The 10,484-nt window shown below is 40.5% G+C and carries 8 protein-coding genes; 2 read left to right on the top strand and 6 right to left on the bottom strand.

The window, feature by feature from the left end:
- On the top strand, positions 1-431 hold a 431-nt coding region (locus L656_RS0101420), incomplete at its 5' end, for an aminotransferase class III-fold pyridoxal phosphate-dependent enzyme (protein WP_024597915.1).
- Between the two features lie 398 nt (positions 432-829).
- On the opposite strand, the gene L656_RS0101415 is transcribed toward L656_RS0101420, so the two are convergent.
- The 3 genes from L656_RS0101415 to L656_RS0101405 form a co-directional block, all read right to left on the bottom strand.
- On the bottom strand, positions 830-1,228 hold the full coding sequence (locus L656_RS0101415; protein ID WP_024597914.1) for a hypothetical protein: 399 nt from the start codon (positions 1,226-1,228) through the stop codon (positions 830-832).
- Positions 1,229-1,234: 6 nt separating this feature from the next.
- The gene (locus tag L656_RS0101410; protein WP_006793003.1) at positions 1,235-2,179 is read right to left on the bottom strand and encodes an ornithine cyclodeaminase family protein; all 945 of its coding nucleotides are present in this window, start codon (positions 2,177-2,179) and stop codon (positions 1,235-1,237) included.
- A gap of 242 nt (positions 2,180-2,421) precedes the next feature.
- Positions 2,422-5,415 carry a TonB-dependent receptor gene (locus tag L656_RS0101405; protein WP_024597913.1) on the bottom strand — a complete coding sequence of 998 codons (2,994 nt, stop codon included), beginning with the start codon at positions 5,413-5,415 and terminating at the stop codon, positions 2,422-2,424.
- A gap of 416 nt (positions 5,416-5,831) precedes the next feature.
- On the opposite strand from L656_RS0101405, the gene L656_RS0101400 reads away from it, so the two are divergent.
- Positions 5,832-6,800, top strand: a complete 969-nt coding sequence (locus L656_RS0101400; RefSeq protein ID WP_006793005.1) for a dihydrodipicolinate synthase family protein — start codon at positions 5,832-5,834, stop codon at positions 6,798-6,800.
- A gap of 330 nt (positions 6,801-7,130) precedes the next feature.
- Here the strand turns inward: L656_RS0101400 and L656_RS0101395 are convergent, their stop codons facing one another.
- From L656_RS0101395 to L656_RS0101385, 3 genes are all read right to left on the bottom strand, one after another.
- Positions 7,131-7,799: a GntR family transcriptional regulator gene (locus tag L656_RS0101395; protein WP_024597912.1), complete on the bottom strand. Its 669-nt coding sequence runs from the start codon at positions 7,797-7,799 to the stop codon at positions 7,131-7,133.
- A 133-nt stretch (positions 7,800-7,932) separates the two neighbouring features.
- Positions 7,933-9,429 carry an aldehyde dehydrogenase (NADP(+)) gene (locus L656_RS0101390; RefSeq protein ID WP_024597911.1) on the bottom strand — a complete coding sequence of 499 codons (1,497 nt, stop codon included), beginning with the start codon at positions 9,427-9,429 and terminating at the stop codon, positions 7,933-7,935.
- 13 nt (positions 9,430-9,442) lie between these two features.
- Positions 9,443-10,444 (bottom strand): 4-hydroxyproline epimerase, encoded by a 1,002-nt coding sequence (locus L656_RS0101385; RefSeq protein ID WP_024597910.1) that lies wholly within the window; start codon positions 10,442-10,444, stop codon positions 9,443-9,445.
- Positions 10,445-10,484: the final 40 nt, after the last annotated feature.

Raw genomic sequence — 10,484 nt, 5'->3', positions numbered from 1 at the left:
CTATCACTAGCGATAAAATAGCCATTGGCATCAGCGAAGGTGAAGCAGGTGTATTAATGCACGGCCCTACGTTTATGGGTAACCCACTAGCCTGTGCTGCAGCCTGCGCAAGTATTGATTTATTACTTAAACAAAACTGGCAACAACGAATAAAGCAAATTAACACCCAACTACAACAACTTCATAAATGCAGCGAACTAGATGCGGTTTCTAATGTGCGTACCTTAGGTGCAATAGGTGTTGTTGAACTAAACGAGGCTGCGGGCAATGTTGATGTTGCAAAAATTCAGGCCTATTTTGTAGAGCAAGGTGTATGGATACGCCCATTCGGTAAACTAATTTACCTTATGCCACCGTATATAAGTGATGACACCAGTATAAAAACATTGTGTGATGCGATTTATAATGCAATTAACAATAAGCATTACTAATACTTGTTGTTAATTTACTTACTCATATTCTTCATTAGGATTTAGGCTAGGGTGTGGAGACCTTTATGGATTGAAATTTGTCTAATCTGAGGCGATTGAATTGCGGCGCGGGGTATTAACCTAGTGGGCTCGGAAACTGCTCCTGCATTATTCTAATGGCTTACGTCCATATAAGAGTAAGTAAAAACCGAGCAAAACTTTCGCACCCTGCTCACGCCCCTTACCAACATCCGTGGAGTAACAAAGAGCATATCGTCACTATAATATACCCAACGGGCGCGCATTTTTGCGCATTTATTCTACGTTATCGCCTACTTATGCGGAATAAACATATTCCATAGGCCCTGCTTTAAATACCAAACATACTACTGCAAATTCAACCACGAAAAATAATATGCCTAATTAGTAAAAATACTCAGTACAAGTAAGGATAAGCCAGCGCAAAGCCAGATATGGCCAAATTTTTGCCATATTAGCGCGTTTTTATACACTCTGTGAGGGTTGTCTTTATCAACTAATAAGGAGCAAGGCTCTCCTTGTTTATATAATTTAAATAACGATTCATCTAAGTCAACTACAACACTGTGAATATCGCCATTGTAATTAAAGCTTACCAACATTGATTGTTGTTGCGCGCATTCTAATGGTAATACACGTGTGTTTATTACGGAGATGATGTTACTAATTGCACATACTCGCCAATGATGTTTGTTTATCTTACATTTCATCCATCTGAAAAATGGTAATAAACCGGCAGCTATAAAACACATCCCTAAGATTACAAGTATATTACTCATTACATATTAACCTTCTAATAATTGATAAGCACTATGCGCTGCAATTAAGTCGCTAAGTCCAGTACCGACCGATTTAAATAGCGTCATATCTTTATTATTTAAACGGGCATTCTTGTTCTGGATTGCCAATTCGGATAATTCTGCGCAAATTTCGTGTGCGCAAAACACACCCTCTTTAATTGGCAAGAGTAATTCGCCAGCCTCAGCAAGTACGTTTACTTTACTATCAACATATACATTGCTGCGAATAATTGTGGTTGAGTCACATTCACGTTGTTCACTATGGTGATTACCAATTAAATCAATATGAGTGCCTTGGTTTAACCAAGACCCTTTAAATAAAGGTGTTGGCGATCCCGTTGCACAGCTAATCACATCAGCACTGTAAACAACTTCCTTCGTGCTTTTACCAATGACGAACTCCATATTAGGAAATGCCTGCTCTAGGGTATGTTTTAACGCCGCCACTTTTTGAGCATTTCGTGCAATAAGTGTTACTTTCTCAAAATTACGCACCGATATATGTGCTTTAATCATATATAAAGCTAAATTTCCGCTACCAAAAAATACTAAGTGTTTACTGTTTTTTCTGGATAAATACTGGCTTGCTAATGCAGACACAGCTGCAGTTCGCCAAAGCGTAATACGCGTGCCATCGACTAATGCTAATGGTTCACCATGATTGCGAGAAAATAGCATTATTTTAGAATAGAGCGATTGATATTCTGTTTCTGTGTTTGTAGGAAAGTAAGTAAACGCCTTAACGCCAATAACATGTTCATTCCATGCGGGTAATATCGCAAAAGCATCATGATTTGACTTGTCTGTATTAAGTTCGTACACATTACGTTTAGGCATACAAAAAGCAGATGCAAAACCCTTTTGGAGTGCTTTTATTAAAGATTCAAAATTAAGAGCGTAATCAATTTTTTCTGCATTTATTATTTTCATTTTTTACTCCAACCTTAATAGTGCTTATGTTAACTGAGCTTTATATTTAATGGCTCATTAGCACAGCACTATGGCCTGTAGTATTATTAGTAATTAACTCAATAAAAATAGGTTACCCATAAAAAATGCCGAACAGTCTCCTGTTCAGCATTAAGGTTGTATTGCTTCATTGATAGCGATTCTTTGCCTTATGTAGTCTTAAGCAAAGTTATTAAATCAAGTAACAACCTTCTAGGGGAAAACTAAAATTCAATACGTGCAACCAACGACATATAGCGAGCACCTTGGCGGCTAGTCACTAAACCATAGTCAGGGTTTAACTCTAGGCCGTTATCGCCATACTGAGCACGCTCTTCGTTAATATTTATCGCACTATCGCTGTTAAATAAATTATATACAGTACCTTTTAAGGTCATGTCTGAACCAAAAAAATCTGTGTAATAAGTAAGTGACATGTCTACGTTTGTTGACCAAGGCAGATTACCCTTACTGCCTCGTGGCGCAGGGTTGCCATTTTCATCGTAGTGAGATGCTTGATCGTAGTATTTACTAATACATGCATCCCACGGGCTGCCTTGCTCACAGCTATCAACGCCTTCAGGGTGAACAGAGAAATAACTCTTAGGTCGGCCAGACGTAGCGCTTGCAACAATGCCAACGGTTAACGCATCGGTAATATTATAAGCACCACTTACCTTTATTGAATGGCGATGATCGTTTGGTAAATTACCGTAGCCATGATCCATTAAATCGCCGTAGTCATAAGATGTTGTCCAACCTGGATCTGCTTGGTTGTTATCCGTTTTAACTAATCCTTCGGTATTACCATAACTATGTGACCACGTATATGATGTATTGATTCGTAAATCATCAGTTAAGTTGCCATCTAGAGTAAATTCAAGCGCGAGGTATTTTCGTTTAGCTTCTGGTAGTGCCAGTTCTTCGGCGCTCAAATTAACGTTATCTACTTGGCCATCTCCATCAAAGTCATACGACATTTGAATTGCTTCACCAGGGTTATTAAGCACATAATATGAACCTTGCCCTACGTTATCGGTGATACCCATTTCAGCAAGCTTTTTAGCAAGCACAGGACCTACATCGGTATCTTCTACACTGCGACCTAAATCACGGTAAATAGCACGTACACCCGCAGACATAGTGTCAAACACTTCTTGCTGATAACCAATTGTAAATTCATCACTGTACATTGGTTTTAAAGAAGCTGAGGCAATTAACCCTGGTTCAGTAATACCACGCTGGCGCCAGCGTCTATCACGTAACATGTCACCTCTGCTAGGTGAGCCATCAGCCAATAAAGAAGGTGATCCATTGCCTTCTAATTGATCTAATTCGAAATACTCAAACCATTCAATAGATGCAGAACCCTGGGTGATATTCATGTTCGCAGAAACAGGTTGAAAATAACGCCCAAAGGTTGCAAATATTTTTGCACTACCATCGCCACTAACATCATAAATTGCTTGTAAACGTGGCGCGATTTGATTATCTATATCAACAAAAGCGCGACCATCTGAAACAGTGTTTTCGAACTGGCTATAGCGTAAACCCATGTTAAGCACTAAATTATCAGTTGCTTGCCATGAATCATTAAGATAAAACGCTAATGAAGTGGTGTCCGAATCGACCTCACGACTACGTACTCGTCTTTCGATAAAATCCCCACCTAGTGCAGCACCAGAGACATCGTTTTCACCGGCCGTTTTTACTGTCCACCAGCCTTCAGCGTCCCCAATGCCATTTTGGCCTTCAAAGAAATCAACTTTTACATTGGTGTAATCCACACCAAATTGAATTGAATGCTCATCTAAGTCCCAGCTAAAATCAATGCGAGCTTGGTCTCGAATGTACTCTTCTTCTGTTATACCGGAATTTGTATGCTGACTTAACGTAACAAAGCCATTTCTTTCATCCCATACACCTGGGTTTGGAGACGCGACCACGTTCTCAACATTTTCAGTAACACGACCAACAACGGCTGACACTGAAAAAGTATCAGTCAGATAGCCATTGTAGTTAATGCTATAAACATTACCGCCATCTTCACCCGGTGCATCAACACCTTGTTGCTCACCAACGACGTTTTCTTCCCACGCGTAAGCAAACGTTTTATCAGTCCAAGTACGTTTATTGTTCATTGCTGAAAAACCTACTGAGTGGTTTTCATTAATAAACCAATCAACTTTTGTAAACCAGCGGTCTTCATCACGCTCAAAATCAGAAAATGTGCTTTGCCCAGCGCTGTTCGACTCTTCTCTTCGTGGAGCAAATAGACCATAGAAGAAAAGCGTATCTTCAATAAGTGCACCGCTCGCCCATAACTGTACTTCTTTAAAATCGTAACTGCTCTGTTGCGTATTGGTACTGATGGTGCCGCTATCTTGGAATATTGAATCATGCTGACTACGAAGACTATCAGGATCCCAGCGTACCTCTGCACCAAATTTAAAATCATTATCACCCGATTTAGATACAGCGTTTACAATACCACCTAGAGCCCCACCAAACTCAGGGCTTACTCCACCCGTTTTAACTTGAGTTTGCGAAATAGCCTCCCATGGTAATCGAATCGAACCTAGCCCAGTACGAATACTTGTTACATTCAAGCCATTAAAGTAGTAACCGTTTTCAGCTGCTGACGATCCACCAAAGCTTGATGCGCCTTTAAAATTAGAACCACCTGGTGCAGCAGTGCCCGGAGCCAACAAAGCAATACTTTCAAAACCTGTATTTACCGGCATTGCTTTGAGCTCTGAACTGCTGAACGTTAAGCCAGAGGTGGAAGATGCCATATCAACACGACGAATGGCTGAACCAGTAACAGCAATACGTTCAATATCCGTTCCAGCTTTATAAAGCTGTACATCAAGTATTATTGATTGGCCAATAGTTACAGCAACATTTTCTTCAGTCATTGTTTGATAACCATCTTTTACAATAGTTACATCGTATGTACCTACAGGTACGTTTCTTAATAAGTAATCACCCTCGGCGTTACTGGTAATGGTGTAAACCAATCCCTTACTTTTATGCTTAAGTGTAATAGTTGCGCCGGTTAAATCATTCCCCGATTGGGCAACAATATGACCTTTAACAATACTGCTGCCATCAACAGCGTGTGCAGCTGGCACGATTAATAATGCTGCAGTTACCGCAGTTGCTAGCAGGGTTTTAGCACCCACGCCCCGAGTTTGTTTTTTGTTATTTGTAAACATGTAAGAGTTCCTTGGTCCTGTTGATTTTTTATTGTGAGACTAGCCTCGACATGAAAAATATACACATATTACATATTGTATACAATATGTAATATGCGTTTATTTTTAGTTAAATTTAAATTACAAATTATACAGAACCTAAAACCTTTTCAATTTGTACCTAAAAACAGAGACTTGGAGTTCTGAGATTTAATACATAAAACTGAAATATTAAAAATAAATATTTATAACGATGATTAACTGCTTGAGGCGAGCTTATGTAATCTATGTTATTTGGTGTAATAGGCTCCTTAATATTTTTAAACTAGATACTTAATTAATTTTGACCTAGGTATTGCCGAAGTAAATTTTGCTGCTACAATAAACTGCACACTGTATACAATATACGAAAATAAGTGGATATAAGAGGAAGCATAATGAAAACAAATAGCAAAGACTGGCGATATACTGTTATGCCAGCTGTATTTACTTGGCTTAAAGAGTCGCAGTCCGGCGCACTTGAAATTGATTTTGATGCAACGCAAAAATATGCAAATGATATTTTAAGCGTTAAAGGTAAAGGAGGTACTAAAATGGGAGGGCTTGTTGGCTCTGGCACACTGGGTGAGAATACCTATTTAAGTGACGAGCAGCGCCTTTCTTTACTAAAGGCTCTTTCGGTTGTAGCTAAACAACATAATGTTCCATTAATCAGTGGAGCAGCAGCTGAAACTAAAGAACAGCTTGCCAAAATTGTTACAGAACTTGCGACTGTTGGCGTTGATACCGTGATGGTAATGCCACCAAAAACCACATACACACCTTCTGATGAAGAAATGTATGCATACTATGCCCTTTCTGCAAAAGCTGCAAAAGAGGTAGGCATAACAATAATGCCCTATAACAATCCTGATGCAGCCGGCTACCATGCGCTCTCAACTGATCTTCTAACGAAGCTTGCTGCTTTACCTGAAGTTACCGCGCTTAAAATTTCAACGATAGACGTGTCAGTTATTGAAACAATGATGCTAATGAACAAAGACTTAAAAGTACTAGCTGGTGTAGACACCGTAACCGTACATGCAGGACTCGCTGGTGCGTGCGGTGGAATTACAGGCGTTGGTTGTATATTCCCAAAAGCAAGTGTCACTATGCAGGAACATGTGAATAAAGGCGAATGGGCTGAAGCAAATAAAATTTCTCAAGCGATGAATTCTATATCTTACCTTGATGCACAACCGTTACTTTTAGAATACCTTAAGCTTGCTTTTGGCATTCATCACAATGATGTAACGGGTGGGCTTCGTACCCTTGGGAAAAAACTAACTCAACAGCAGATTGATGATGTTCAAACACGGTATATCAAGGCAAAAGAGAGACTTGAGATTCTAGGTTTAATAGACTAATTATTTAAAAGTTAACAAACAAAAACTCCATTTTTACGGAGTTTTTAGTACCTACCGCTTAACTGTTCTTGCGATGGTTGCATCTCACCCTATTAAATAATCTTACTTATTGAGCATTAAAGAAAAATAGAAATTTAAGGTAGAAAGTTCAGGTGTATCGTTTATGCGAATATTAGGTAAGGTTAAGCTTTACACTTCTAAGCTTTTTGCTCTACCTACCTAAATTATTTTTTAAATATTCACTTTAAAAATGCAGATAAGCTGGTTGAACCTTGAATGGTAGCCAGCTGAGCACATTATAAGAATGTGCTAGCAAAGATTTATTAAAAACTACCTTTTTTCATCTTCTATTTTAAGTAATAGTTTTTTAATGTCGTTTTTTGCGCTCAAGATATGCTTTTTCAAAAAAACACAGGCTTTTTTGGTATCTTTTACGCGGCAAAACTGTAATAAAGTGCGATGCTCTTCGGGCGCAGTAGTTAAGCCACCTGCCAGTAAAATATGCATCCGTACATAACGCTCTGAATTTTTACTATACATATCAACTAGCTCCCGAGTTTGTGGCCGTTGTGCGCGTGAATACAACTTACCATGAAAACGGCTGTTTAAATCGCCCGTTGCCAAGTGAGTATCACCTGCTTCCATGGCGCTTTCAAGCTCAGTTAAGATAAGCTCGGCATCGGTTAAATCTTGATCTGTTAATCCCTCTATTGAGTGACTTAGCAGCTCAGCTTCAAGTAATGCCCTCAAATCAAAAATTTCATCAATTTGTGATGCTGAAAGCTCTGTGGCCGTGGCTCCTTTATGCGCTTCAAAATTAACAAGCCCTTCAGCTTCAAGCTGAAGTAGTGCCTCACGAACAGGTATTCGACTCACATTAAGTTCAGCAGCAAGTGCAGCTTGACGCAGCGGATCACCAGCTTTTATCTCACCGGTTAATATTTTTTCACGAATTGCTTCTGCGACTAGTTGGGTACGGGTTTTGTGCTCGATAGCCATGGTGATCCTTTTATATTGCATTTAGCATACATTATACCCAAGTTCACTTATATGCCAAGTTAGAATCTGCCTAAGCGTCCTTAAGAATAAGGAAAATCGGGAATATACAATTTGTATATCCCGCCCAATAATCTTATGCTTGATAACAAATTGGTCGCATAAATCGCAACATTGCATTTGTACCAACAGAAGTGCTGCGCACATCCGTTGAGCTTGGGAATGGTCCACCATGGTTCATTGAACCACACACTTCTACACCTGTTGGCATTTGATTTTTAATCAAACGGCCTACTTTATATTGCAGTGCTTCAATAACACTATCAGCTTTATTTAAATCAGCCTCAGTACCATGAACACTTGCAGTAAGCTGACCTTGGAGTTTATTTATCAATATCATGAGCTGTTGCTCACTGTCGTAGCGCACAACTAATGCCGCAGGGCCAAACACTTCTTCATGCAAAGTTGGGGTTGTTAAATAATCATCGGCATTACACGCGAAGACATGCGCATTAGCATGAAACGCTTGCTCAAGCTTACCTTTGCCCAACACGCTTAGTTGAGCAAATTGGCTGCGCTCTTCGACTTGTTGTTTAAACGTTTTAACAATCCCAGGGGTGAGCAAGGTGTCTGATGGCGCATCATTAATACACGCAGTAATGTGTGCTTCAAGTTCATCACACCCCGTTGGCACTAACCAAAGCCCAGGACTGGTACAAAATTGCCCGTTGCCCATCAGCATTGACTGGCAAAGTGACTGTGCCATCTCTTTACTCTGTTCTATGGCTTTATTAGGTAAAATAACTTGTGGATTAATACTTCCCAGCTCGCCATAAAATGGGATGGGTTCTTCACGCTTGGCAATCGTTTCTTGCAGTTTACTGGCCACATTAAATGATCCGGTAAAGCCAACCGCTTTAATTCCCGGAGCAGCAACTAATTGATGCGATATGTCATACGCCTTGCTTTGCACCATAGCAAACACCCCTAAAGGCATCGCACATTCTTTAATGGCTGCAAGCGCCGCTCGTGCCATTAACTCACCCGTACCAGGGTGCGCTGTGTGATTTTTTACAATCACTGGGCAACCTGCAGCAAGCGCTGCTGCAGTATCTCCACCCAGTGTTGAAAAGGCATAAGGAAAATTAGATGCTCCAAATACAGCAACGGGCCCTAACGGTAAATAGTTAAGCTCAGTATGTGGCTTTGGCAAAGGTGCTCTTGTGACATCTGCTTCATCCACTACTTTCAAACCCAGAGGTGACTCAGGGTTTTCACGTAATGCACTAGCAAATGCTTTAAGTTGATTTACGGTGCGCATGCGCTCCCCCTGTAAACGCGCAAGTGGTAGGTTAGTTTCTTGCTGTGTTTGTTCAATTAGCTCATCGCCAAGTACTAAAATTTGCTCTGCGATGCACGTTAAAAAATCTGCACGTTGCGCGAAACTGGTTTTACGGTACTGATAAAACGCCGATTGTGCGGCCTTTATCGCACCGTTTAATTCAGCCGTACTAAGATTAAAAAAGCGCGTTGGTAATGCTTCATTGCGCGCAGGGGAAAATGCGTGAAATTCACCATTCGCTGAATCACCGATCCACTGCCCTGCTACTAAACTTTGTCCTGTTAATGTCATGCTTTGCTCCTCATTAAATTACTTGAAACCCAAATGCATATGGGTCATCGTCATCCACGGTGATCGCGCTTGTGCCCGTCACTCTAGACCAGCCTTGTATACTTGGTAATATGGCTGGTATGCCTGCTATTTCTGTTACTTGCTCAATACAACCAATAAACTGGCTCCCAATATAACTTTCGTGAATAAAATTCTGCCCTTGAGCCAACTGTCCTTTGGCAAAAAGCTGTGCCATACGTGCGCTGGTACCTGTTCCACATGGCGAACGGTCAATAGCTTTGTCGCCATAAAAAACAGCATTTGCTGCATCCGAATTGGGATTTTTAGGTGTGCCTGTCCATAAAACATGGCTAGCACCTTGAACGGTTTTATCTAGCGGGTGCGTACATTGAACTTTCGCGTTTATTGCTTCTCGGACTCTAGGGCTGTACTTTAAAATTTGCCCTGCAGTTAAATGTTCAATGCCTTTATAATTCGTCTGCGGCTCAACAATAATGTAGAAATTACCTCCATAGGCAATATCTACTTTAAGCTCACCTAGCTCAGGTATCTCAATAACTATCGAGCGGTGTGCTAAATATGCGGGTACATTATAAATTTTTACCCACTGTACTTTGCCATCAGTCATTTCATAGTTAATATGAATACGCCCAGCTGGTGTGTCTAACAGCAAAGTACCTGGCACTTTTGCATGTAATAAGCCATGCTCCAAAGCGAAGGTAACAATACCCATCGTACCGTGACCACACATAGGTAAACATCCTGATGTTTCCACGAATAATATAGCTGCATCACCATCTTCCGTGGTGGGTGGATATAAAAACCCGCCCGACATCATATCGTGACCCCTAGGCTCAAACATGAGCGCTTGGCGTATCCAATCGTGATTTTGCAAAAAATCCTGGCGCTTCTCACTCATGCTCAACCCGCTTAATTGCGGGTGACCACTGGTTATTAGCCTTACTGGGTTACCACAGGTATGGCCGTCAATACAAAAAAAGGTCCCTTTGAGCATAACTTAGTCCAAATTAAATTTTGTTAAATCAAAGTGGCTT

Origin of the sequence: Pseudoalteromonas sp. TAE56 (genome assembly GCF_000497955.1) — a bacterium.
Classification (GTDB): domain Bacteria; phylum Pseudomonadota; class Gammaproteobacteria; order Enterobacterales; family Alteromonadaceae; genus Pseudoalteromonas.
This window is presented reverse-complemented; position numbering and strand designations above follow the sequence as displayed.

What these genes read in the sequence shown, in the direction of transcription:
- L656_RS0101415 (WP_024597914.1), bottom strand. Translation starts at nt 1,228, where the DNA reads ATGAGTAATATACTTGTAATCTTAGGGATGTGTTTTATAGCTGCCGGT.
- L656_RS0101410 (WP_006793003.1), bottom strand. Translation starts at nt 2,179, where the DNA reads ATGAAAATAATAAATGCAGAAAAAATTGATTACGCTCTTAATTTTGAA.
- L656_RS0101405 (WP_024597913.1), bottom strand. Translation starts at nt 5,415, where the DNA reads ATGTTTACAAATAACAAAAAACAAACTCGGGGCGTGGGTGCTAAAACC.
- L656_RS0101400 (WP_006793005.1), top strand. Translation starts at nt 5,832, where the DNA reads ATGAAAACAAATAGCAAAGACTGGCGATATACTGTTATGCCAGCTGTA.
- L656_RS0101395 (WP_024597912.1), bottom strand. Translation starts at nt 7,799, where the DNA reads ATGGCTATCGAGCACAAAACCCGTACCCAACTAGTCGCAGAAGCAATT.
- L656_RS0101390 (WP_024597911.1), bottom strand. Translation starts at nt 9,429, where the DNA reads ATGACATTAACAGGACAAAGTTTAGTAGCAGGGCAGTGGATCGGTGAT.
- L656_RS0101385 (WP_024597910.1), bottom strand. Translation starts at nt 10,444, where the DNA reads ATGCTCAAAGGGACCTTTTTTTGTATTGACGGCCATACCTGTGGTAAC.